Origin of the sequence: Flavobacterium sp. 38-13 (assembly GCF_001899155.1) — a bacterium.
GTDB classification, from domain to species: Bacteria; Bacteroidota; Bacteroidia; order Flavobacteriales; family Flavobacteriaceae; genus Flavobacterium; species Flavobacterium lindanitolerans.
In genome coordinates this window covers 133,763-154,899 of sequence record NZ_MKVG01000006.1, presented here as the reverse complement: position 1 = coordinate 154,899, position 21,137 = coordinate 133,763, and the positions used below count along the sequence as shown (strand labels likewise).

The following is a 21,137-nucleotide window of genomic DNA, read 5'->3' as shown; positions in this document are numbered from 1 at the left end:
GATTTCATTTTTTAGATTTTTCGTAGGACGATGATAAGGTCATCTATCAGATTGAACAGCCTGTTCTCAAAATCTAGGCTTGAATTTTCGATTGGCTTTCCATCAAACCGCTTGGTCAGCGCGGGTTCTTCCGTGTCCCCATATTCGGCAAATTCACAATTTAGGCTTTCTATCATGCTATCATTGAGCCAACCCTCGCAATTGGCGTAAAAGGAAACAAACCTATCTATGGCAAGTACCTCAGGGGCTTCATCCTCCTCATAGTCGCCATAGGGTTTGGCGTAACGGTAATAGGGCGTATTGGGATATTGTTTGTAAAGGGCGTACGCTTCCCTTGCAACCTTGTGGCATAGCACCTCTATTGTACTTGCGGCTCTGAACCGACCAATCCGCTTTTCAAAATGCTCAAGATTTTTGGGATTGCAGATTTTCTGTTCCATAAAATCTCCTATCCATTCAGCCTGTTCGATTTCCTGCATGTATTCCTCCGTCGTATCGGTCTGCTCGTCATTGGCTACCCATTCGGACATCATTTCGTACTGCCATGACAGGTAACTGCTACCATCACGGTAATACGGAATATCTACAATATGCCGTAGATAACAGCAAACGGAAAACAGAAGGTTGGCAGTCTGTCTGGTCTGCCTGTTCCTCGACATGAGGAAAAGCGGAACTATGGGAATATAGTAAAGGTTTGTACCAATGCCGTAGCGTTCTTCGCACTGTAAAAAATGCCTACTGCCTTCCGTAATAATTTCAAGCCCGCAAAAACAAGGCAGGGTAGCCTTTAACTGCTTTTTTGCATCCCACAACGATAGTGCCATGTTGTAAGGATAGCTGTAGTGTCGGGCTTCCATCGGTTCGATGTGGTAATGCTTTGCCAATTGGGAAAGGGACCTGTAAAAATCCCTTTCCATTTTGGTGCTTTCCTCGGTAGCCTGTGTGCTTTCCGTCCTTTCCAATTTTGGAAGAAATCGGTTTCTCAGAAAACCATCGGAAGCATTGACGGGGGCAACGGCTGTCGCCTGTCCCTTCTGATTTCTGCCGTGTCCTTTGGTCGTTGCATCCATCTGGCGAACTCGCCCAACTGTCGGTGCAGTTTTTTCTGCCTTTCGGATTTGGGAAGGACAGCCCTGCCCAATGTGATATGTTGCGACATAATTCATGGTTTTTAGTATTAGGTTTATCCCTTTGTTCCAATCACGCTCTCAAAGCGGTACAGTATCTTGTCGTCCCTAAATTTGGGTGCTGAGATTTTTGCGGTGGTCAGTATTGGATAACTGTTAGCGTAAAAATCCAGTACGGCTTCCTCGCTCCATCTCGGTTCGGGGTCGGTGAGGGTAATTTCATTTCCGTTGTTGTCGAACACAAAAACCCTTTCTATTTCTGTTGCTAGTAACATGGCTAATCTGATTTTAGTTAATACTCAATTTCTTCATCATCCCCAATTTCCTCCGTAGTTGCAAAGGTTTCCAATTGGGCAATGTTATCATCGGCTTTGCCCTCCTGCCGATTGTCCTGTGGCGGGGCGGGCGGTGCAAAAAGGTCGGGCGCAAATCTTGCGGACAACTGCTCCCTGCGGGTACGGAGCAGGTCAGCCCTTTCGGGATATTCGGAAGGGTCGGGAACCTTCATCCATGCTTCCCTAAATTTTCCCTCCCTTTCGAGTTCCTCCGCTTTCTGCATGCCCTCGGCATATTTTTTCTCCTTTGCGTCGTTTGCCTTCTTCTCCCTGTCGGCACTTTCCCTCGCCATCGCCGATTTCCTTTTTGCCTCGTCCATCTGTTTTTTGAAGGCTTCCATATTGTCCATAAGTTCCGATGCGTCCTTTAGCGGTTGCCTTATCCGCAGGAAGTAGCCCTTATCCATTAATTCTGCCGTTCCCCGCAGGGTAATGGGCGTAATGAACTCCTTAGCCCTGTCGGTACACTTGTCATTCTGAACCATCGTAGCCACTACTAGGGAATTGTTTTCCCCCTTGCTTATAATCAAATGTATTTCTCCGTTGATGTCCATCTGTGAAACTATCCTAAAAAAATTCGTTTCCATTTCGTTCTGTTTTGGTCGCCACCGTAATGGCGATAGGTTATAGATTGGGTTATTAGATTAGGGCGTCCAAAAAGCCGTCGGCAAATATTTCCTCGAACCATTCCTCGGCTATTTTGGCATGCTCTGCCTGTTTCGGTGGGGCTATGGTCGGTCTCCTGCGCTGTGACAGATACATGCTCGTTTCCTTTTTAAGTGCGGATTGGTAGGAGAACGGAACAACAAGAATGTCAGTCCTTTTGCCCTGCCTTTGCTGTCCGAAACCGCTGACGGCAAAGTACATTTCGGTCTCGACGACCTCTTTGCCGTCAAGGTCGGTATAGGCTTGCCTTAGGCTGTAGGTAGTTGCCCGTATGCCCTCGCTGACTTGTGACAGGTACACGTCACTTTGTACCCTCTCCAATATCAGTGTCAAGTGGGGACTGTTTTCAATGCTCAAGCTATCGCCGTTGCCCATGTTTTCCAACAGCCTGCAAAAGATTATCGTTGATATTCTATTTAGATTTTTCATTTTTCCTATTGTTTTTTATTGTTGTGGTTATCTTCCTTGAGCGCTTTGAGCTTGCTGTACAGGTCAGCCCAATAAGCGCACATCCTTTTGTCGAATGCGGTCGGTCTGCCTTCGATTGGTCGGTAGCCCATGAACTCCTCGGCAAGCGCAAGTGCGGAGTCCAAATCTGTTATTACCTTCACGTTCCCCTCAATGTCCCTAACCGTCAATTCCGTAGTGTCCTCTATGGGTTCGGCTTCCGACGGGCCTGACAGCTTGCCATCCCTATAGAGTACCCGATAGTATTCTTTGCGAAGCGGAAGCCTGTAGGTACATTCAAAGGGGCAACCGTAAAAATTGGCCAGTTCTATAAGCTCGTCAAGGTTGGGCAACTGTGGCGTTTCGTAATAGACGACTTCCTCCTCGTCCGACCACCTTATGTTCCTAAAGGGCATCTGCGCGTCCTTCAAGAAGGGAACTAGCTGTTCATATCCCTTCTGCTCCGTCATTTCCAAGCCCCTAAAGAGGCTTGCCAGCTTTCTGCGGGTTTCCCTATCTGCGTAGAAGATTACCCTGTTCCTGCACCATTGTATCATAATGATATTTTTTAGTCCTATTTCAAGTATTCGCCATTTCGGAACTGCCCTACCAAAGCGTGGGCATCTTCCACCGTTGGGCAGTCATTGAGCAGTGCCACCAATTTTTCTATATCCTCAATCCGTATCAGTGGGGAGAGGGAATATTCCCATGTTTCTCCCGATACTCTTGCCAATACTCTGTATGGCTTGGTCATGTTCCTGTGTAGCTTCTGCGCCTGCAAAGCAAAATCGCTGTTGCCCGTCTGCCTAAACTGCTCCCTCAATTTTTCCATCCGCCTGTACCGACCATAGCGGGCCAATTGCGACTTTCCACGTTTCCGCTTGCGAGCCGTTCGGTATCTGAGGTCGTCACAGAAATTTTCGTAGGTGTACTGCGGGTATTCCTCCCGCATCATCTCGAAGGCAAAAAGGGGAGCCTTTCGGTACAGCCGTCTCGCCTTGCGCATCCTACGGATGTTCTCCAATCGTTCGGGTGTGAAAGGTTTTCCCATGACTGTTTTGGTAAAGGCTACCGCACCATTGCGGTAGCCTGTTCTAGCCTTAGTTCAGATTTAGGATTTCAGTCCCGCTCTTGTGTATATTACTGCACAGTTCAAAAGCCTTTTGTCCGTTCTGCTGTGCCGTACCGCCCAAAACGATGGACTGCAATTTGGCCTCATCATCGTTGTATTTGCGTACATTCTGATAATAGCCCGTTACGGCATTGTATGCTCCGAACAGCGTGCCTTTTGTGGTTTCCATCTGTTGGGTATCGCTCATCATCGCATACGCAAAGGCGTCCTCTACCGTGTTCTTGAAAATGGTCGAAAGTTCGTCCTCCGCACCCTTTTTAATCAGTTCGTAGCTTTCCTTGTTCGGGCACAGTGCCAACTGTATCAGCTTGCGCACTTCTTGGTCGGTTACCCTTACGGTCGTCCAATTGTTGAAGATGTCGCCCAATTGGTCGGTCAGCTTGTTTGCCAATCCCATGATTTTGTGGGCTTCCGCAATACGGTCTCCCGCACCCGATGTATGCTTGATACGCACCACGTTGCTCATGTTGCGGAGCGAAGCGTTAAGGGTATTTTGGCAAACGATACGGATAGGGGTAAATGCCGCGGTAATGCTTCCGCTTCCATCGTGGCTGGTGGTAAGGAAAATATATTTTTCCGTCACATCGTCACCGTTGCCCACTCGGATATATCCCGGCAATTTGGCGGTAATGAATATGCGTTCCCCGTTGCCCAATGCACCCGCCGTCTCGTACATGATGCCTTCCCCGTTGCCGACTATGGAGTCGAAGAAATTGAAGGCTTCGCGGTTCTGTACGATGTGATAGTCCTTGCCAAGCCTATCGCCCAATATGGTTTCGTTATCTGTGCGGTAGGTGAAGAAACTGCTGTCCGAAACGACGCTCTTACCGCTTGGCAGTATATGTATATTCGGCTCTTTGACAACCTCGTAATCCAGTCCCGCAAATTTTAGCGCCTGTGCGCTTGTCGGATAATCTTCCACGATCTGTCCAAGTCCGTGCCATGCCTTTTCCTTAACGCTGAAAAATGAATATTTCCCCGTTCTCTCGTTTAAATTCAAATTGTGTCCCATGATTTCTGTGATTTAGGTGGATAAATAGTTAAAATGGTAGGTCTTCGGTTGGCAGTTCGCTAACATCGGGTACGAAGTTCATTCCCTCCCTAACCGCTATTGGCTGTCCTTCCTTCTTGGCAAAAACCAAGATGTTGATTTCGTTGACGTGGAAAGTGAGCCTTGCTACCGCATTTCCCTCTCGGTCTATATAGGCATTCAGCCCGATACGCCCCGTTAGCTGTACCATAGCCCCTTTTTTGAGCCATTGCGCCCTTTTTGCATCACGCCAAAATGAGCAGTCCACGTAGGTGGTAACTTCCTTTTTCTCTCCGTCCTTTGGCTTGTAGCTGTCGTTCATTGCAATGCTGAAGTTCAACACCTGCCTGTTTTCTCCGATTGTTTTGACTGTGCTGTCTGCTGTCAGTCTTCCGATAATTTCCATGATTTTTGTTTTTTAGTTTTACAATCCTGTTACGCTTCCCTTTCCCCGTGTCCTCTTTAGTTTTTTTGATTTGTTTTTTCCAAAAGAAAAAACGGAAAAAAAGAAAGCAGACAATCAGAGCGGTCAGGAGCAGGAGCCAAAAGGAAACTGAATAATTGGAGGGGACCCTTTGGGGCGGCGGCCGTTTATGCGGTAGTCTTTTGGCTGGGAGGAGCAGGGGCTGACCGCCATACCTTGGCTGCCTTTTTATCCGTTTCGATTGGAAAACACCCCCGGCTTTTTTGCTGTCCTGAAGAATATTGGTACAGTCAGAGAAAATTGTTATATCGGATGGTTGATATCAACGCCCGCCCATAAATCGACGCATGTCATTCGCAGCAGCTGATGGGCTACCCGATGATGAGGTTTGTGCCCAATACCGCAAGTGGTACCGACAGGTCCTTTACCTTTTACTTCCAGAAGAGCGGAAATGATAAAGAGAAGCTGACAGTGGAAAGCCAATATTATAAGGACGGAAGCACAATGAAGACGGTATTCAAGACCACATTGAATACCAGCGACATAGAACAGTTCAATGCGATGCTGAGGAACATCATGAACCATCCCGATTTTGAGATGATCGGTCCAGTTCTGTCAGTGAATAGTTTTAAGTCCAAGCCGTCCACCGGAGTACGCGAACAGCTTACTTTTGGCAAGGGCTATACGAGTTCAGGCACTGGCGAACTTAACATCCAGGTCCCAATCGTATATACCGTAACATATATTAGGGAAAAATAGGCTGTTATTTCACCTTGGCCTTAGCTGAAAAACTTTTAAATTGTACAAGGCCGCCCCATTGCCTTTTTATAAAACTTTTTTTTCGGGCAAAAGGGGCAGCGCATGGCTGTAGAATGACTATTGTTGGGTTGGAGGCCTGACGGAAAAGTATATACACCTGTACACAAAAAAAGGATAGCATCTGATGCTATCCTTTCGCTCTAACTTAACTTATCTACATGTGTTTTCCCCAGGTAGGAGATGCAAAATTAGCTCATGGCAGTTGGCAAGGCTTATATTTTAATAATTTTCTGTTACATGTTTACCATAGTGGAGGTGTTAACCAGCGGCACTCCAATGTGCTTGCCATACTATCAGGTGCAGTACAAAGGAACCCACGGCAAAAATATAGTAGGTTGCCGCCTTCAGGCGGGTATTCCTGAGTTCATGCCTTCCGGCAGGTACGATTAGTATGTCCGCAGTCCCTGCTGCGAACCGGATCGGCACGAGAGGTGGATGGCGGTGGGCTTCTGTCCTTGTAAAATAGACGGTCTTTTTGAAGGTATTTTTAACGGCCATCGCAAATACAATCATGGGACCGATAAAAGGCAGGAAAAAGGACAGGACAAGGGCGCCAAGGACCTTTAATTCGAGGTCTTCCTTTGTTCGGCTATATCCCTTCCTTATGGCTGTTTCTTTGTCTGACAGGATCATATTATGGAATTTTTGTTAGGGTTCTAAGATAGTTTCTATAGGAGGAAAGCGTCTTATACTTACTTCACAAATTGTTTCAAGATTTTTTATGTGGACCATGCACGCCGCATTGCTGGAATTTACATTTGGTATCTGCATAGCGTTTTGTTATGCCTCCATTATTGATGTAAGCCGGGTCTGCGGCAACCTCCTCATCTGCCTAAACGTCAAATTAATCCTCGGCCTTACATCCCTGGCAGTCTTTGGCACATGGTGCTGCCAAAAGCTGTTGGTCGTTCCGCCCATCAAAAGGAATGAGCCGTGATGCAGCGGTATTTCTATGATGGGAATATCCTTCCTGAATTTGTGGCGCAGTTTGAACATTCTTGTTTCTCCAAAAGTTACCGAAGCAATAATAGGGTCTTTGCCCGTATTGTGTTCACGGTCACTGTGCCATGCCACGCCGTCGCTGCCATTGCGATATAAGTTGAGTAAAACACTATTAAATCCCAATTCAGTTTCCTGTTCTACCTTCTGTCTGATGAGGAGCAGTTCTGGAGTCCAATCTGCCCCATTAGGGTCGGCTCCAATGTTGCTTTTATCTTCATACCATGAAATCATTCGAGGAGCCGTTACGGTTTTGTCATAAATCTCCATCTGGTATTCTTTCCATGTTGTTTGGTGGAGTAGTGTTTCATAATATCGGTCAGCGTCTTCCTTGGAGAAGAAGCCGTCAATGAGCATCAGTTCCGTATCGGGCAAATCGAATATCTTTTTACCCTGTGTACCTTGAAAAAAGAGTGAAGTATCATTAAATAGGGTCATGTTTCTGGCTTTTTTATGTGTTATTGTTCTACCAAAACAGTTGGCCTGAAGATTTTTCCAGGATACTTCTGCGTGTAGGTTTCAATGAGTTGCATGATATATTGGTTGCTGCCATATCGGGTAAGATAGCTTTTGATTTCCGAGGAATCGGAAATACCGATGTCTAATGGGATGTAGCCCATGCCAAAAAAGTGGCCGTTTTCCACCCAAATGCAACTGCGTTCATCGGTAGTTCGTCCCCTATCTATAATGCCAAAAGTTGGCCTACCTGCCAGCAGGTAATCAAGTGCCTGGTTTACTTTATCATTATGTTCCTCTACACAAGGTAAATCGTCGGGTGCTTTCTTAGCAGTAAATTCGCCTTGTTCCGCCGTATGGTAGTGGCAAAACCGATGGTCAATAAGAAATTCGCCTGCCAGTTTTAGTAACAGGTTAATGCCGTCATATTGGGAGTGGAACAATTCGACACCTTCCTGTCCTTTGGCCAGCTTGCCGATCGCCAGATATTGGTAGCCGTTACGTGCTTCGTAATGGTAAAGCGCAAACTTGGGTTCAAACCGTTTTAAAGCTTTGTTATGTATGGGCCAAAGCTTTTTGATTTCGCAACATTCTAACAACAGTGCCATAAATTCGGTAGCACAGATTTCATAGGAAATGGAGTAGATATCTCGCATGAAATTTTGGCGTTGGGGTGTGATCTTGTGTCCCGAGAAATGCTGTGCCACCCTTTTTTTCAGGTTCTTTGCCTTTCCCACGTAAACCACCTTTTTTGATCGGTCGTAGAAATAATATACGCCAGGCTTTTCGGGCAACTGTTCAAAATCTGAAGGCAGTAGGTTGGGCGGTAAGTTTTGGTCGTGCGAATTTCTACTGATCATTTTTTGGATGTGCCCCTCTTCATCCCACAGCATCAAGCGTGAGAACAGGATGGCTGTGGCATCGGCATCACCACCCGCACGGTGCGCTTTTAGCAATGGTATGTCTAGGGAACGGCACAGGTTGCCCAAACTGTAAGATGAGAGCCCAGGCCTTATTTTCCTTGCTGTGCGCACCGTGCATAATTTCCTTGCGGTCCATTTAAAACCCGATAATTCCAGTTCATGACGGACAAAGGAATAGTCGAAGTTTACGTTGTGGGCTACAAAAATACGGTCTTGCAGCATTCCCAATACCTTTTCAGAAATGTCATCAAATATGGGCGCGTCGGCAACCATTTCGTTATTGATACCAGTAAGGGCAAATATGGGTGGCGGTATATCCTTTTGCGGATTGACCAGCGTTTCCCAACGGTCAATGATATTTAGCCCGTCATGAATGATGATACAGATTTCGGTAATGCGGCTATGTGAGGCGTTACCTCCCGTGGTTTCTATATCTACTATGGCATATTCTCTTTTCTTCATCTTGCTTTCTCTGTTAGGTTTTGTTCATCTTATGCCTTGGCAGTCCAATCTCATGTTCCTGCGGATAGGGAGCCCGATGGGTCATGCTGACGTCTTCCTTGATGTTCTGCTGCGCCTTGTATTGTTTGGCATCGGAATTAGCATATCTCGGATCTGGTATAAACGGCATTTTTGCCATCTTGTGTATGGTAATGGTAGGAAAATGGAAATCTACCTCCACCGTTCCCAACAGCAGGTAGCAGCCCCCGCCCTGAAAAGGGTAATTTTTCAGCGAGTCGGGAAAATGGGCGGTATCGAAATAATCGCCGTTGGCATCAATCCATGTCCCAAAGTACATGACGCCCTTTTTGGTAGGCACGTGCTTCCTTGAAATGAGATAGGCCAGCATGCGTACTGTTTTCTTATGGTGCTGCAAAAGCTCCGAGACCATCGTGTTTCCCCTGAACTTTGTGACCAGCAGGTCAAAAGGGGAGCAGGACACGGGAAAGCTGAGCAGTTCGATCTCGTCGAAAGCGTCCTCAAAAGGCGAGCGTTCCAGTTTCGGCAGGGCATATTCCTTTACGGGTTCGTTCAGCAGCGATAGGGTTCTGTTTTCTGGCCAGTAGTTCACCAGTATCAGCCTTGCTGCTACCAGCAGCTCGTTCTTGCTCTTGCCCGTGAAGCGGAACGCGCCGATAAAGATGAGTATCTGTACGGATTCTATGCCTATCGGTATGCGGTTGATAAAATCTTCAAGGGAGAGATAGTTCCCGTTTTCGATACGTTCGGTAATGATGGACTGCGCCAGTCTCGTTTCCAATCCTTCCAAATGCATCAGCCCCAAAAACACGTCGGTGCCATACAGCGTCGTTTCGTATTCGCTCATGTTGATGCAGGGATTGTGTATGGTTGCCCCTGACATCCTTGCCTCGTGTATGTAGACCTCCGTACGGTAAAATCCGCCCTGGTTATTGATAACGGCTACCATGAACTCTATGGGGTAGTGTACCTTCAAATACAGGCTCTGGTAGCTTTCCACGGCATAGGATGCCGAGTGCGCCTTGCAGAAGGAATAGCCCGCAAAGGATTCTATCTGTCTGTAGATCTCCATGCTCAGTTCCTGCGGATGGCCCTTTCTGGCACAGGATATAAAAAAGTCATCCCGTACTTTCTGTAACGCAGCCTTAGACCTTCCTTTGCCGCTCATGGCCCTTCTTAGGATATCCCCATCCGCTGCGGTAAGCCCGCCATAATGGAGGGCAATCTTGATGACGTCTTCCTGATAGACCATAATCCCATACGTTTCCCCAAGCTGTTCACGGAAGACCTCATGGAAATACTCGAACTTGTCGGGGTTGTTATGCCGGAATATGTATTCCCTCATCATTCCCGATTGTGCTACTCCCGGGCGTATGATGGAGGAAGCGGCTACCAAGGTCTTATAGTTGTCGCATTTTAATCGCCTCAACAGTCCCCTCATGGCAGGGCTTTCGATATAGAAACAGCCTATGGTCTTCCCAATCTGGAGGTAATCATTTGCGGCCTTCTCGTCCTTTGATAGGCTGTTGTCCCTGATGTCGACCCTGATGCCCCTGTTCTTTTGGATAAGCTTTACGGAATCGTCAATATGCCCGATGCCACGCTGGCTCAGGATGTCGAACTTGTCAAAGCCGATGTCTTCGGCCACGTGCATGTCGAACTGCACGATAGGGAAACCTTTTGGCGGCATCTCCAGCGTGGAGAAGTTGGTGATCGGCTCTTCGGAGATGATAATCCCGCATGCGTGCATACTCCGCTGGTTGGGATACTTTTCAAGCATCAGGCCATAATGCTGCACCTTGCGCACCACTTCGTTTCCGTCGTGCATATCCATCGGGTTTTTTGCCAGTTGGTCCAGTTCTTCCTTTGGAAGCCCGAATACCTTGCCGACTTCTCTAAAAATCGAGCGGTACTTGAACTCGACGTTGGTACCGCAAAAGGCCACATGTTCCCGTCCGTATCGGTTAAAGATATATTCCAGGATGACGTCCCTTTCCTTCCAGCTCCAATCAATGTCAAAGTCGGGCGGGGTCTTGCGGCTTTCGTTGAGGAAGCGTTCAAAATACAAGTCAAGTTCGATAGGACAGATGGCCGTAATGCCAAGGCAGTAGCTGACGATGCTGTTTGCACCAGAACCACGACCAATGTGTAAGAACCCCATACTGTTGCTGTAACGCACAATGTCCCACGTGATGAGGAAGTAGCCGCTGAACCCCAGTTCGTCGATGACCCGAAGTTCCTTCTCAACCCTTCGCCTGGCTTCGGCATCCTTTCCGTAGCGTTTTTCCAATCCCTGATAGGCAAGGGTTGTGAGCAGCCGCATGTCGGAAGCCTTGTTGTTGGTATAATATTTCCTATTCCGTGGGACATCGAACGAAAATTGGAAATCGCAATGTTCGATAAGCCTGAAAGTATTGGCAATGATTTCGGGATAGTCCTTAAACTTTTCAAGCAGCTTACCTTGCGGGTACAGTACTTCGGAACGCAGGCAGTGGTCTTCAGGAGCCAGTTTGGAAAGCAGTGTATTGTGGTCTATGCAACGCAATACCTTATGAAGGAAATACTCCTCATCGTTACGTACGGTTACTGGCTGGAGTATGACGTATTTGCCCATTTGTAATTTCCTTTCTTTGCTAAAGAGTTGCAATAGCTGGTCTTCCCTGATGCCGATAAATTCATTTTCGGCCAGTTTTTGCGGTGCTTTACCAAACGGATAGATGACGAAGGTATCACTAAAGGAAGGTGCGGCAAGCGGGAGCGGCTTACCCTCAAAATTGTGGCTGGTCAGGAAGCGGTTCATTTCCGCAATGCCCTTTTGGTTTTTGGCGATGCCGATATAACGGCACTTTCCATTGCAGCGGAACTCCATGCCAACCAAAGGTTTGATGTTTTTGGCATTGCAATATTTTACAAAATCGTATATCCCCGTAACAGTATTGATGTCGGTGAGGGCCATGGCGGTAACGCCCGATTGGGCGGCCAGGTCTACAAGCTCGTCCAGCGGAATGGTGCCGTATCTCAGGCTGTGGTAGGAGTGGGAGTTGAGGTACATGCTATCCGTTTTTTAATCTTGCTCCCGCACAGCGGGCAACGGCATCGAAGCCGTAGCGTTTTTTCATTTTGTCCATTGCCTGATAAAGGGCCATCATTTCCTGCGTGTCTTCAAAAAGGTTGATCTGGTAGCTGCCCCTAACCAGTCCGCTAAACTGTATGCCCACCAGCCTGAGCCTCATCCTGCGTTGGTAGAGCTTTTCGAAAAGCTCCAAGGCTGTTTTGGTAAGCATATGGTCGGCTGAGGTATAGGGGATGCGGCACTGTTTGGTTTCCGTATCGAAATTGCTGTAGCGGATCTTGACCGTTACCGTGCAGGTAAGCCATTCCTCATCGCGTAACTGGAAGGCAAGTTTCTCAACCATACCCGATAGCAATGCCCTGAGTTTGGGTATATCGATGGTGTCTTGTGTAAAGGTATGTTCGGTCGATAGCGATTTTCTTTCCCTGTAGGGTTCTACTGGGGCAAAATCGATGCCATTGGCCTTTTTCCAAAGCTCTATTCCGTTTTTTCCAATCATCTGCTGAAGGACTTCGGCGGGCATTTCGGAAAGCGTCCTGATCTGCCTGATGCCGATGCGGGAGAGCAGGGTAAAGGTAACCTCGCCAAGTCCAGGTATTTTGCGGATGGAAAGCGGGTCGAGAAAGGGTTTTACGTCGGTATTCGGAATTTCCCGATGGCCGTTCGGCTTGGATTCGCCCGTGCCTATTTTTGAAACAGTCTTGTTGACAGACAGTGCATAACTGATCGGCAGTCCCGTTTCTTTTTCGATCCTTGCGCCCAGCTCGTTGGTCCACTTATAGGTGCCGAAAAACTTGTCCATTCCCGTGAGGTCGAGATAAAACTCGTCTATCGATGCCTTTTCTACCACTGGTGCCTTTTCCTCAATAATTTCAGTAACGGTATGCGATAGCTTGGAGTAGAGTTCCATGTCGCCTTTGACCACTTTTGCCTGCGGACAAAGGCGCAGCGCCATCTTCATAGGCATGGCCGAGCGTACGCCAAAGGCCCTTGCCTCATAGGAACAGGAGGAAACCACCCCACGGTCGCCACCACCAATAATCAGCGGAATGCCCTTTAATTGGGAATTCACCAACCGCTCACAGGATACAAAAAAGGTATCCAAATCCATATGGACTATCGCACGCTCCATCATCATCAAAAGTTTAGTGAAACAAAATTAGTACTGATTAGAACAATTTTGTTTAATTTTGGTGTTCCAAATAGCAACAAAATCAATATGTCACTGTTTTCCGACAACATCAGGACACTAAGGGTTAAAAAGGGTATTTCTCAGGAAAGTATCGCCACAAGCCTTGAAATTACGCGAGAGCGCTATGTTAAATATGAATACGGTACCTCTGAGGCCCCTTATGACATACTGAAGCGCATCGCACACTTTCACCATATCAGCATCGACCTGCTGCTTTCCGTGGATATACGCAAGATTCCAACGGACGACCTATTGAAGCTTGAGGACAACAGGCTGGTACTTCCGATTATGGTGGACAGCCAGGGGGAAAACCGAATCGAGGTGGTTACCCAAAAGGTAAAGGCAGGTTATTTGACGGGCTATGCCGATCCTGAGTTTATAGAAGCACTTGAACATGTTTCGCTGCCTTTTTTAAGAAATGGGAAGTTTAGGGCCTTTCCTATAAATGGGGATTCGATGCCTCCGCATCGAGACGGCTCGCTGGTTGTCGGGCGTTATCTGGAAAGCCTTTCGGATATTTCCAATGGCAAAACCTATGTACTTTTAACCAAAGATAATGGAGTGGTGTATAAAAGGGTGCGTAGGAACGGGGAGGGGCGTTTTGTATTGTCTTCTGACAATGATTTTTATACGCCCTATGAGATTACTGCCGAAAGCATTATTGAAGTTTGGGCCTATGCCGCAAGTATTTCTACCCATGAATTTGAACCTGATGACCTGAGCCCGCAGACCATTAGGGAAATGTTTGGGCAGTTGAGAAATGAGATTATTGAACTAAAGAGAAATAAAAAAGCCAATCCTTAAGATTGGCTTTTTTGTGGCTAGAACTTTTAAGAGAATAGTCCCATCATTTAGAATTGTTAGATTATAAGATTAATCCAATACTTCTTCATCAAACCAGACTTCATCATTTTTTGAGTCGGCAAAAAATCTGAAACCATTATCCAATGCTAGGTATTTTATTAATTCAGGTCTTCTACGGGCCAAATCAGGAAGTCTAATTTGTTTAAGTGAATTGATATCATCGTTATAAAGATCAGTCGTAAGATACCGGCCCGACATATGTTCAGGAGCCTCATATCTTACCCCTTCAACTGCGACTCCTTCGAAAACACCATCGGAAATAGCTATGTTTTGATTAACCCGTGTGAACAGGTATTTCGAAGAGTGTTTGTCACAGACTTTAATCTGATTATTCATTACTTCTAATGAATAATCGCAGCCTTGCACAAGTTCGTGGGTTACTGGATGCGTCTCATAAATTTCGAGATATTCGTTTTGTTTGAGTATAAAATTTAAAATCCATGAGTTGAAGCCAATAGTTTGGTCAGGAAGGATTTTGGCATTTTCTTGCGTTACATACTCAATGATGTACTTTAATACATAAATGTAATCCTCCTCCTTAAAACTTCCCTTTTTAACCCTTACTTCTGAAACCATATCATTGCTTAATCCTTCAGTAATGTAATAAGGATCTACAAACTTTATAACCTTTCCTTTAAATACTTCTAACATATTTTTGGTCTATCGAATAGCGATAATATTTGTATAATGTTAAATAGGGGCTATTTAAAATAGATAGCCCCATTTTTTATTATTACAGAGACTTATTGACTATTAAATTTCTAATAATGTAGGGTCTGTCCATACATCAACATATTTACCATCTTCAGCAATTAAAACTCTTGTTCCAGCTGGCAAACCTAAATAAGGCATAATTACAGGGCACCATTCATCAAGATGAACTGTATGTAATGGTTTAAAGAAGTCTTCCTCTTCGGAATATTCGCCAGCCCATATGTACCAGCCTGTTGTATCCTCACCTTTTTGATGCCTTAAAGCATGTATAGGTTGTTGATTGTCTTTAACGCTTAAAGAAACACCAACTTTAAGACTCAAATCTGATCTTTGAAATTCTAACCCATAATTTGAGCAAATTTCTCTTTGTAAGTTTTCTAAATCATTTCCCATAATATTAAAAATAGGGACTATTTGAATAAATAGCCCTAATCTGTTTTAATAATGCTAATTATAAAACAATACTGCTTAAACCTATCTGAGATTATATCGTAAGGCTCCTAATATTACCTATCCTTAAGATATATTTCTCCCCAAGCAATTACTTCTGTATCATTAACATCTAGTATATCTACGGAAGGCACTTTATTATCTTTAATTCTAATTATGTAAACAAAACAAGGAAACTCTTTAATATCAGATATTATCACATCCAAATGTCTTGGGCTTAAGATTAAATAATCAATATTCTCTGCGCCTAATCCATAGCTTTGCCCTATTAAACTAGGCTCAATCTTTACAAGCCAACCTTCTTTGCGTTTTACGTCTGACTGTATAAAGATTGATTTAATGATTTCTATTATTCTAGGTTCTTCAAACTCGTAACTGTCTAAGGACGAAAGGATATATTTATCTTTTTTCATAATTAAAATGTTGGGTTAGCTCCTGATACTCTCTTTATCTCCACATTATTTGGATCTATTATATATTCTCTCACCCCATTCCCAGCTTTTCCATCTAAAGGATCTGCCATTTTCTTTTTCATAATATTTTTATTTTTGACAGTTCCTTCTATTACAAACTGTCCTGTATTAGTTGCTCCGCTAGCTCCTCCCGATGGTAGACCAGCAGCTTCCCTAAAATCAGGAACTGAATTAGGATTATCAGGTGTCCAAGAAAAACCTTTTGCCTTTGCGTCTCCACCAAAAACCCTAAAGACATTTGTCGTCTTGTTACCTTCAACAAATCCACCAAGCGCTTTTGATGAATAGTTAAGTCCTTTTGCCGCAACAAATGATCCTGCAATTTCGCCAATAACCGTTCCTCTTTCAAATCCACTCCCATTAGCAAGATTATCAGCACTATTGACCAACGAATTTACAGCATTCATTTTCGCCCCCATTGAATTTGTCCCAAATGTAGCGTCTATGGAGAAACCTCCACCAGGGAAAGGACTAGGGATCATCAAATTTCCAAGACCTTCTAAAGTTTCCTTTGGTTGGGTTACTGCATTTACAGTTCCCATTATCACATTATTTATGCCATTAACAATACCTAGCATATGTGCACCAAAACTATTCTCATTTTCAGAAAGAGTTTTTCTATTTATATTTTCACGCCATATACCGTACCGTCTTCTGCAATAGCTTTATCAATAACATAGAGATAATCCTTCCCTTCACAGGATGAGAATACCTGCATTCTACGGTCAAGAAACTGATAGAGCTTGATTTCGCACTTGCCGCTCGGGGGTTTGGATTGAAGTGATAGTTACCATCTCATAAAGGTCAGGATGTCTGTCGTCAAAACTAGTCCCTGAGGCAGTTAGTTTTTTATAGACATCTCCTTTGAGTTCAAAATCTACGGAAGTCAGGACAAAGAAAAATGAACCCTCAACCTTTTCCTCGGCCCCCCTAATATAATCTCCCTTGGAGTCATAAGTTATGGGATAACGGCTCGAAAAGCCGAATTTGTAATCCTGTGAAAAGGCCGAAATTGAAAATAATAGGATAAAACCATAAATTATCTTTTTCATAATTATTTCTGCTAAGGATGGAGTTCCTTTAGTTCTTGTAATGTTGATAGTACTAATAAAAAGGGGCATCCCTGATTAGGAGATGCCTTAAATTAAATTATACAAATTCCAACTGAACAGAATTGTTATAACCAACCTGTAAACCCGTAATGCCGCAATCTAATAAGAAATCAACAAGTTTTTCAGAATAAAAATAGTTTGCAGCTCCTTGAATAGAAATCAAATCTTTTCCTGAATGTTCTTTCGAAATAGCAATTTTTTCAAAAGTCGCTAGGGGCGTTGTTGCTACCAAATCTGTGTACTGTTGCAAGTTGTTTACATCGTAATATTTTACATTCTCTAATACTTTCTGCCCTGTATAGAGTAATGAGTCTTTGAAAATAATTTCCTCTCGAGGTATTGCTTTCACAAATAAGAGATAGTACAGATTTTCGACGTTTTCAATTTTAAATGGAAACAAATTGAACTCACCTATATTATGGGTCTTTAAGATATTAATATATCTCTCACTGTAAAGGTAATATAAATGACGAAATACTTGTCCATACTGCATCAAATCTGTAACAAAGGCTCTTTTTCGCAAAACTCCTCTGAAAATAGGAGGCAAAAGAGAATCAATTTTATCCTGATTTTGAAAAAATACCTTATTTGAGCCACTAAAGTGATTGTCAAAATCGATGAAACTACTTTCGCTAAGCATATCTTTTGTAATAAGTTCGACCTGCGAAGTCCCATCTTTGATTCCAATTACTTTTGGTTCTGCACTTCTAAATATCTGATAATATTTCATAGTTAGTTTGAATTTAGCTTTCTAAAGTAATCATTTAAATTTTCCTGACCATTTGTTGCCTTATAATTATCGTATGCTTTATTTATCATCCCGCTTAACTCCTTTTGTAAAGCCCTTATTGAGCCTGGACTAACATCTTCTAAATTATTTAAACGACGTGTTACGTATTCGCTGTACTGCGGGTGATTGCCGTGGAAAGGAGCTGGTATTTTTTTCAGATTGAAACCTCCGTTCAATTCTAATGCTTCCCTTACAGCTTTGTCCGCGTTTTTATACACCGCCTTCGGTATGATATGGTGGCGCTGTATCTTGATAGCTGTAGCCACCTGTCCGCCTATCGGCATAATGGCGGCCGTACTCAATGCTACACCTGTCCAGTCCCCGTCTATCGCGGACATGATACCGCTGATGGCATCAAAAGGTTCTCCGATACCCGGTACGGTACCCATATAGTCCATCGTGCGCTGGAAATCCGTCCATCGCTTTTCACGCAATTCCTTGAAATGGTATTCATAGTAGCCGCTTTTCCTGTAAACCCAGTCTTGGGCAAGGTAGGAAGCCGAATTATAGTTATTGTCGATAATTTCAATAGTAACCTGTTGAAGGGTTATAACGTGCGTGAAGTCGTGTATCTTGGATTTCTTTATCTTTAATTGGGCTGAATTTCCGCTAAGCAGGGCATTAATGAACTTGTAAATATCCTTCGCTTCTTCACCATCTGCTTCAACACCCCAGCCCCAATTGTAGACATCGGCACCGCTGGGATCGGACCAGTAGGCTGGATTGTTGTCGTGGCCGTTGTAAGGCGACCTTTCGTGATGCACGACCGGGTCAATACCGGTCCACCTTCCTATGGCCGGGTCGTAGTCCCTAGAAGGCATATCGTAAAGATTAAGTCCCAGTTCTTCCTGAAACTCCTGTCCGTTAAACCCGTAGTTGTATACGTATGGGATTGGGCAGGTCGGACAGAATTCTATCAGCTCTGTGCCCTCCCTGTCATACATCCTCTTTGTCATATTGTAGTTCCTATGGGAAAGGCCAAGTGAATAGTAGTTGTTCTCCTGCATGATGGCTACCTCTCCGGTGGCAGGGTCCCTGGTATAGCTCAGCCTTACATTGCCAAGGTGGTCATGATAATTGTATACGTAGTTGAAGGTAGCGGGCCTGGCCCCACCTGCAGGCGAGCACTTGACATACCCTTCGGTCGTGGCGATGGCCTCCAACGTACCGTTCACATAATCGAACCCGTCAAGATATTCCACCACCTTTACCGGACGGGGGGATTCCGTAACCACCTTCCTTAACTTTTCACCGGCGGCGTTGTACAGGTATTCGATGGTCGCCCCCGTGGAGAAGATGATTTTTATCGGCTGGTTAAGATGGTTGTAGGCAATCCTGTCAATGTTCTTGTTCTGGTCCGATTTTATATTTCCATTGATGTCATAGGTATAATCGTCCGCATTGTCGTTGAAACCGTCACTGTCATCCCGAAAGCCGGCAGGCTTTCCAGTAAGGTCGGTCACCTTGGCGATGCGGTTTGTGTTGGGCTGGTAGGCATATACCAGGTCGTCTATCATCATTGCCGTTACGACGTCGTCGAACTCACCGTAGCGTTGCAGCTTCCTGATATTCCCGTTCTTGTCATATTCCTGGCTTTCCTTATAGGAGTCTGGTGCCGAAACGCTTTCGGGCTTATGGTAGGAAGTGGAGGTAAGCCTGCCCATGCCGTCGAACTGGTAGGCATGCCTACGCAGGATATTGTCGTTTGCCGTCCTCCAGTAGGTTTCGGAGATGTTCCCGTTGAACTGTGCCTGGCCCGCTTCGGGGGAGTCATATACAATCTTGTAGGCAAAAAGGTCCGCAGGTTCTCCGGGCTGTGCCAGGGAGGCAACCTTGTTGATTTCCTTCAACCAGCCCCTCACGGTGTAGGAATAGTCGATTTTCTGCAAGGGCGTGTTTCCCGTCAGGTCGGTTCCCCCTGTCCTTTTTGAAACAAGCTGGCCCATCTCGTCATAACCGTTCATGGCCAGAAGTTCCGTTGGCCTGCTGCCAATCTTGTGCGTATGGGTCAGCAGGCGCCCCTGGCCGCTATAGGTGTAGTCCTCCCTTACGGCAAGTGGGCTACCCGTTGCCGTCTTCCTGTGTTCGAGGGTGGTGTAAAGCGTTTTGCCACTAAAGTCGAACTTAGCGTCCTGCTGCGTATAGCCGCCGAGATAGTTGGACGACCACGTACGGATGGGCCTTGCCTTATAGTCGTACAGGATATAGCCTGTTTCCCCACCGGTGGCAGCCACGGTTTCAAGTACCCTGATCCATGAGCCCGTCGGAAGTCCCTTTGGCTTTACCGACAGGTTATAATGTACGGGCTGCCCCTCAATATCGGGAAAACTTGCAGGTGCCCCGGGAAAATTGTAATCATCGTAGTAGTTGACCGACAGGATATGGCATGTGGGACCAGTCGGCCATGCCTGGTTGGAGTAACGGATTGCCACGCCATTTACGTTGCTGTCCGTAACCGTTTTATTCTCATTGAGGTTTGCAGTCTGGGTATCGCGGGCCGTCTGGAGCGTATGCCTGTCCGCTGAGCTGACGCTGGCCTGCATCCATCCCGTGTATGCTATTCGGCCATGCACATCATATTTGGTAAACAGCCATCCTATATTATTCGGCTCGACGCTGTCGGAAAACGGGGAATAGGCTGGCCCGGTCGCGACTGGCCGGCCCAGGTTGTCATAGATGATGAACTCCCAATCCTTGCCAGGTTCCTTCTTTTCTACCAGCCTGTTGCGCCCGTCATACCGGTATTGGTAGCAGAGCCCATCCAAATCCGCCGCCGAACCGCTGCCGTCTGACATTGGCGGCAGCACGTAGGCAAGGTTTCCGAACTGGTCATAGACATAATAGGTGTCGTGCCATCCTTCGGCCGGTACGCCGTTGACACTTGACATGCCGTACTTTCTTTTCAGGATGACCTGTCCCTTCTTGTTCTTGTATTCCTGTACCGTGTTGGCGTTTCCGGCAGTCCAGTTCTCGTCTTTCATCAGGTACTTGTAAAGGGTACCTTCGCCATAAAAGCCGTCATGCATAAGCGTGATAGGATAATATCCGCCGCTCGGTGTTCCAGCAACGGCCCTGTATAGCCTTATCTGGTCTGCCGTGGCATTGGTTAGATATTCCATCCTGACGGTGTGGTCGCTACCGGCTGGGGAAGGGGGCAGGAGCCACCTGCTTCCCGGCGAAGCCTGTTTGGAAACCCTTCCAAAGGGCGAAGCCTCGAACTGTTTTTCGGAGTACGGGTTAGCAGTTGCCTCAAAATCGGGGTTCCCTGTCCTTGCCAATGTTGGCGAAGCGTAGAAGGAAAGGACTTCGGCAGCCGCATTGGCGTCATACTGTTTTGTGGCCGAAGAGCTCACATAGGGCAGGAACCCCTTTGACTGCCTTCCGGAGGCATCGTACTCGATATGCGTAACGATGTCCTTTCCGGTATCTGACTGCATGTGTGCCCGGTGCTGGACCGGCCTTCCCAACCTGTCAAAGTAGGAATAGTTCTGGATGGCCTGCGACACGGAAGGTTCGGCTATCGAGACCGATGTTTCTGTCTTGTATATGGTGGTTTTTATATGGCTCTTTTGCTGTGCCTGCCCCATGGCGGCCATTAGGAGCATTGTGATGAATGATATTTTTTTCATTT

The 21,137-nt window shown here is 45.8% G+C and carries 22 protein-coding genes; 2 read left to right on the top strand and 20 right to left on the bottom strand.

Annotated features, from left to right (window positions below):
- Positions 1 to 11: 11 nt before the first annotated feature.
- The 8 genes from BGO88_RS02790 to BGO88_RS02755 all read right to left on the bottom strand — a co-directional run bounded on the left by BGO88_RS02790 (position 12) and on the right by BGO88_RS02755 (position 5,143).
- Positions 12 to 1,166 (bottom strand): hypothetical protein, encoded by a 1,155-nt coding sequence (locus BGO88_RS02790; protein ID WP_286705884.1) that lies wholly within the window; start codon positions 1,164 to 1,166, stop codon positions 12 to 14.
- A 17-nt stretch (positions 1,167 to 1,183) separates the two neighbouring features.
- The gene (locus BGO88_RS02785; RefSeq protein ID WP_286705883.1) at positions 1,184 to 1,402 is read right to left on the bottom strand and encodes a PRTRC system protein C; all 219 of its coding nucleotides are present in this window, start codon (positions 1,400 to 1,402) and stop codon (positions 1,184 to 1,186) included.
- Between the two features lie 17 nt (positions 1,403 to 1,419).
- Positions 1,420 to 2,049: a prtrc system protein e gene (locus tag BGO88_RS02780; protein ID WP_286705882.1), complete on the bottom strand. Its 630-nt coding sequence runs from the start codon at positions 2,047 to 2,049 to the stop codon at positions 1,420 to 1,422.
- Positions 2,050 to 2,101: 52 nt separating this feature from the next.
- The gene (locus tag BGO88_RS02775) at positions 2,102 to 2,557 is read right to left on the bottom strand and encodes a DUF6908 domain-containing protein (RefSeq protein WP_286705881.1); all 456 of its coding nucleotides are present in this window, start codon (positions 2,555 to 2,557) and stop codon (positions 2,102 to 2,104) included.
- A 5-nt stretch (positions 2,558 to 2,562) separates the two neighbouring features.
- The gene (locus BGO88_RS02770) at positions 2,563 to 3,132 is read right to left on the bottom strand and encodes a hypothetical protein (protein ID WP_286705880.1); all 570 of its coding nucleotides are present in this window, start codon (positions 3,130 to 3,132) and stop codon (positions 2,563 to 2,565) included.
- Positions 3,133 to 3,149: 17 nt separating this feature from the next.
- Positions 3,150 to 3,398, bottom strand: coding sequence for a hypothetical protein (locus tag BGO88_RS02765; protein ID WP_286705879.1), 249 nt, complete (start codon positions 3,396 to 3,398; stop codon positions 3,150 to 3,152).
- A 277-nt stretch (positions 3,399 to 3,675) separates the two neighbouring features.
- Positions 3,676 to 4,719, bottom strand: a complete 1,044-nt coding sequence (locus BGO88_RS02760; RefSeq protein WP_286705878.1) for a DUF932 domain-containing protein — start codon at positions 4,717 to 4,719, stop codon at positions 3,676 to 3,678.
- A 28-nt stretch (positions 4,720 to 4,747) separates the two neighbouring features.
- Positions 4,748 to 5,143 (bottom strand): single-stranded DNA-binding protein, encoded by a 396-nt coding sequence (locus BGO88_RS02755; RefSeq protein ID WP_286705877.1) that lies wholly within the window; start codon positions 5,141 to 5,143, stop codon positions 4,748 to 4,750.
- 384 nt (positions 5,144 to 5,527) lie between these two features.
- Between BGO88_RS02755 and BGO88_RS02750 the strand changes: the two genes are divergently transcribed.
- A complete protein-coding gene (locus BGO88_RS02750; RefSeq protein ID WP_286705876.1) occupies positions 5,528 to 5,920 on the top strand; it encodes a hypothetical protein in 393 nt (130 codons plus the stop codon).
- Between the two features lie 318 nt (positions 5,921 to 6,238).
- Here BGO88_RS02750 and BGO88_RS02745 read toward each other — a convergent pair whose 3' ends face one another.
- From BGO88_RS02745 to dinB, 5 genes are all read right to left on the bottom strand, one after another.
- The gene (locus BGO88_RS02745) at positions 6,239 to 6,613 is read right to left on the bottom strand and encodes a hypothetical protein (protein ID WP_286705875.1); all 375 of its coding nucleotides are present in this window, start codon (positions 6,611 to 6,613) and stop codon (positions 6,239 to 6,241) included.
- Between the two features lie 147 nt (positions 6,614 to 6,760).
- Positions 6,761 to 7,417, bottom strand: coding sequence for an alpha-ketoglutarate-dependent dioxygenase AlkB family protein (locus BGO88_RS02740; protein ID WP_286705874.1), 657 nt, complete (start codon positions 7,415 to 7,417; stop codon positions 6,761 to 6,763).
- 20 nt (positions 7,418 to 7,437) lie between these two features.
- The gene (locus BGO88_RS02735) at positions 7,438 to 8,820 is read right to left on the bottom strand and encodes an exonuclease domain-containing protein (RefSeq protein ID WP_286705873.1); all 1,383 of its coding nucleotides are present in this window, start codon (positions 8,818 to 8,820) and stop codon (positions 7,438 to 7,440) included.
- A gap of 13 nt (positions 8,821 to 8,833) precedes the next feature.
- On the bottom strand, positions 8,834 to 11,890 hold the full coding sequence (locus BGO88_RS02730; RefSeq protein WP_286705872.1) for a DNA polymerase III subunit alpha: 3,057 nt from the start codon (positions 11,888 to 11,890) through the stop codon (positions 8,834 to 8,836).
- Position 11,891: 1 nt separating this feature from the next.
- Positions 11,892 to 13,043: a DNA polymerase IV gene (gene dinB, locus BGO88_RS02725; protein ID WP_286705896.1), complete on the bottom strand. Its 1,152-nt coding sequence runs from the start codon at positions 13,041 to 13,043 to the stop codon at positions 11,892 to 11,894.
- An 87-nt stretch (positions 13,044 to 13,130) separates the two neighbouring features.
- Between dinB and BGO88_RS02720 the strand changes: the two genes are divergently transcribed.
- Positions 13,131 to 13,907 carry an XRE family transcriptional regulator gene (locus BGO88_RS02720; protein WP_286705871.1) on the top strand — a complete coding sequence of 259 codons (777 nt, stop codon included), beginning with the start codon at positions 13,131 to 13,133 and terminating at the stop codon, positions 13,905 to 13,907.
- Positions 13,908 to 13,976: 69 nt separating this feature from the next.
- On the opposite strand, the gene BGO88_RS02715 is transcribed toward BGO88_RS02720, so the two are convergent.
- From BGO88_RS02715 to BGO88_RS02685, 7 genes are all read right to left on the bottom strand, one after another.
- Positions 13,977 to 14,618 (bottom strand): immunity protein Imm33 domain-containing protein, encoded by a 642-nt coding sequence (locus BGO88_RS02715; RefSeq protein ID WP_286705870.1) that lies wholly within the window; start codon positions 14,616 to 14,618, stop codon positions 13,977 to 13,979.
- Between the two features lie 102 nt (positions 14,619 to 14,720).
- Positions 14,721 to 15,074, bottom strand: a complete 354-nt coding sequence (locus BGO88_RS02710) for an immunity protein Imm33 domain-containing protein (RefSeq protein WP_286705869.1) — start codon at positions 15,072 to 15,074, stop codon at positions 14,721 to 14,723.
- A gap of 113 nt (positions 15,075 to 15,187) precedes the next feature.
- Positions 15,188 to 15,544, bottom strand: a complete 357-nt coding sequence (locus BGO88_RS02705; RefSeq protein ID WP_286705868.1) for a hypothetical protein — start codon at positions 15,542 to 15,544, stop codon at positions 15,188 to 15,190.
- Between the two features lie 2 nt (positions 15,545 to 15,546).
- Positions 15,547 to 16,146: a hypothetical protein gene (locus BGO88_RS02700; protein ID WP_286705867.1), complete on the bottom strand. Its 600-nt coding sequence runs from the start codon at positions 16,144 to 16,146 to the stop codon at positions 15,547 to 15,549.
- A gap of 183 nt (positions 16,147 to 16,329) precedes the next feature.
- A complete protein-coding gene (locus BGO88_RS02695; RefSeq protein WP_286705866.1) occupies positions 16,330 to 16,725 on the bottom strand; it encodes a hypothetical protein in 396 nt (131 codons plus the stop codon).
- Between the two features lie 28 nt (positions 16,726 to 16,753).
- Positions 16,754 to 17,446, bottom strand: coding sequence for a hypothetical protein (locus BGO88_RS02690; RefSeq protein WP_286705865.1), 693 nt, complete (start codon positions 17,444 to 17,446; stop codon positions 16,754 to 16,756).
- Between the two features lie 2 nt (positions 17,447 to 17,448).
- Complete coding sequence (locus BGO88_RS02685) at positions 17,449 to 21,135, bottom strand: DUF6443 domain-containing protein (RefSeq protein ID WP_286705864.1); 3,687 nt, start codon at positions 21,133 to 21,135, stop codon at positions 17,449 to 17,451.
- Between the last annotated feature and the right edge of the window lie 2 nt (positions 21,136 to 21,137).

Bases quoted from the DNA above. Each gene is read 5' to 3' on its own strand.
- dinB (WP_286705896.1), bottom strand. From the start codon at position 13,043: ATGGAGCGTGCGATAGTCCATATGGATTTGGATACCTTTTTTGTATCC.
- BGO88_RS02780 (WP_286705882.1), bottom strand. From the start codon at position 2,049: ATGGAAACGAATTTTTTTAGGATAGTTTCACAGATGGACATCAACGGA.
- BGO88_RS02715 (WP_286705870.1), bottom strand. From the start codon at position 14,618: ATGTTAGAAGTATTTAAAGGAAAGGTTATAAAGTTTGTAGATCCTTAT.
- BGO88_RS02760 (WP_286705878.1), bottom strand. From the start codon at position 4,719: ATGGGACACAATTTGAATTTAAACGAGAGAACGGGGAAATATTCATTT.
- BGO88_RS02705 (WP_286705868.1), bottom strand. From the start codon at position 15,544: ATGAAAAAAGATAAATATATCCTTTCGTCCTTAGACAGTTACGAGTTT.
- BGO88_RS02770 (WP_286705880.1), bottom strand. From the start codon at position 3,132: ATGATACAATGGTGCAGGAACAGGGTAATCTTCTACGCAGATAGGGAA.
- BGO88_RS02740 (WP_286705874.1), bottom strand. From the start codon at position 7,417: ATGACCCTATTTAATGATACTTCACTCTTTTTTCAAGGTACACAGGGT.
- BGO88_RS02685 (WP_286705864.1), bottom strand. From the start codon at position 21,135: ATGAAAAAAATATCATTCATCACAATGCTCCTAATGGCCGCCATGGGG.
- BGO88_RS02755 (WP_286705877.1), bottom strand. From the start codon at position 5,143: ATGGAAATTATCGGAAGACTGACAGCAGACAGCACAGTCAAAACAATC.
- BGO88_RS02785 (WP_286705883.1), bottom strand. From the start codon at position 1,402: ATGTTACTAGCAACAGAAATAGAAAGGGTTTTTGTGTTCGACAACAAC.
- BGO88_RS02700 (WP_286705867.1), bottom strand. From the start codon at position 16,146: ATGGGAACTGTAAATGCAGTAACCCAACCAAAGGAAACTTTAGAAGGT.
- BGO88_RS02720 (WP_286705871.1), top strand. From the start codon at position 13,131: ATGTCACTGTTTTCCGACAACATCAGGACACTAAGGGTTAAAAAGGGT.
- BGO88_RS02695 (WP_286705866.1), bottom strand. From the start codon at position 16,725: ATGCCCCTTTTTATTAGTACTATCAACATTACAAGAACTAAAGGAACT.
- BGO88_RS02730 (WP_286705872.1), bottom strand. From the start codon at position 11,890: ATGTACCTCAACTCCCACTCCTACCACAGCCTGAGATACGGCACCATT.
- BGO88_RS02690 (WP_286705865.1), bottom strand. From the start codon at position 17,446: ATGAAATATTATCAGATATTTAGAAGTGCAGAACCAAAAGTAATTGGA.
- BGO88_RS02710 (WP_286705869.1), bottom strand. From the start codon at position 15,074: ATGGGAAATGATTTAGAAAACTTACAAAGAGAAATTTGCTCAAATTAT.
- BGO88_RS02745 (WP_286705875.1), bottom strand. From the start codon at position 6,613: ATGATCCTGTCAGACAAAGAAACAGCCATAAGGAAGGGATATAGCCGA.
- BGO88_RS02775 (WP_286705881.1), bottom strand. From the start codon at position 2,557: ATGAAAAATCTAAATAGAATATCAACGATAATCTTTTGCAGGCTGTTG.
- BGO88_RS02790 (WP_286705884.1), bottom strand. From the start codon at position 1,166: ATGAATTATGTCGCAACATATCACATTGGGCAGGGCTGTCCTTCCCAA.
- BGO88_RS02735 (WP_286705873.1), bottom strand. From the start codon at position 8,820: ATGAAGAAAAGAGAATATGCCATAGTAGATATAGAAACCACGGGAGGT.
- BGO88_RS02750 (WP_286705876.1), top strand. From the start codon at position 5,528: ATGGGCTACCCGATGATGAGGTTTGTGCCCAATACCGCAAGTGGTACC.